A 1,062-nucleotide genomic window follows, 5' to 3' on the forward strand; every position below is an offset into this window, starting at 1 on the left:
CGACAATGCGCTGCTGTACCGGATATCCCATTGTCAGGTGGCATTCAGCGATGGCGAATGGATCCATTTTACCGGCACAGGCTATCTGATTCGACTTAATGCCTGGACCCACCCGGTGTTGCGCCTCAAACGACTGAGGCTCTCCAAAACCTGCCGCCGTCTGGTCACCACATTAATGAAACGTCATGGGCTAACCTACCTACATATTGATGCCCTGGGCGATGTGTTGCCCGGTTTCGCCACATTCGACTGGTGATACCCCCGTTCGTTTCCTGACGTATCCCGCATTATCCATATTGAGAACATCTCCATGAAACCACACCCCACAACAGCGGGTGCATTACCCGTGCCTGCTATTTATCAACAACTGCTCGCTTTCCTGCTGGAGCACCACTACGGCCTGAGCCTCAACGATACGCCCTATCACGATGAACAGGCGATTGCACAACAGATTGAACAAGGGATTTCAGTGGGCGATACCATTAATGCATTGGTTGATAAATATGTATTAGTGCGAATTGGTCGTAACGGGTTCAGCGCACTGGCGCAAGACCCGATGTTGAGCAAGGGCGATATCGTGCGGGCTCGCCAGGCTGCGGGTCTGTGGCGTGCGCATTTTCCGCCAATGTTGCTGTACCCAACCGAGTCCCTCAATCCTATTCCACAGAGACCGTTAACATGAATAACCACATGACTACTTCCCCAACATGGGGCCTGAAACGTGACATTACGCCACGTTTGGAAGCCAGACTGGTGCAGGAAGGAACGCATCTGCATTTTCTGAGCGACAGAGCCCACATTGTCGGCACCTTTTCCCTTGAAGCCACTCAGGCTCTTGATGCAGCGTTTCCCGCGCTGATAACCAAACTGGAATCGCAGTTGCTGTCCGGGGCGCTGGATCCACGCCGTCAGCAAGGCATTACGGTTCGGCACGGGGGATTTGTCTGTGACGCCGATACGCTGGGCAGTCACGGTTACCTCTATATCGCGGTGTATCAGAAACTGGCTTGAACAGCAGACACTGGCACCTGAAACATCCCTCTTCCTCGACGCCAACAACAA

At 53.4% G+C, this 1,062-nt stretch carries 3 protein-coding genes; all 3 read left to right on the top strand.

From position 1 onward, the window contains the following. Positions 1-256 (top strand): DUF5983 family protein (locus AC971_RS24945; protein ID WP_048677917.1); only part of this gene is annotated, 256 nt, incomplete at its 5' end. A gap of 54 nt (positions 257-310) precedes the next feature. Next, complete coding sequence (locus tag AC971_RS21535; protein ID WP_025382932.1) at positions 311-682, top strand: TA system toxin CbtA family protein; 372 nt, start codon at positions 311-313, stop codon at positions 680-682. Beyond that, entirely contained in the window at positions 679-1,011 is a 333-nt protein-coding gene (locus AC971_RS21540) for a type IV toxin-antitoxin system YeeU family antitoxin (RefSeq protein ID WP_025382933.1), read from the top strand. The genes AC971_RS21535 and AC971_RS21540 overlap by 4 nt, the downstream gene beginning before the upstream one ends. The last annotated feature ends 51 nt before the right edge of the window (positions 1,012-1,062 follow it).

The organism is Yersinia similis (assembly GCF_001053095.1).
Taxonomy (GTDB): Bacteria; Pseudomonadota; Gammaproteobacteria; order Enterobacterales; family Enterobacteriaceae; genus Yersinia; species Yersinia similis.

Excerpts from the sequence above, each read along its gene's own strand:
- AC971_RS21535 (WP_025382932.1), top strand. The coding sequence starts at position 311 with ATGAAACCACACCCCACAACAGCGGGTGCATTACCCGTGCCTGCTATT.
- AC971_RS21540 (WP_025382933.1), top strand. The coding sequence starts at position 679 with ATGAATAACCACATGACTACTTCCCCAACATGGGGCCTGAAACGTGAC.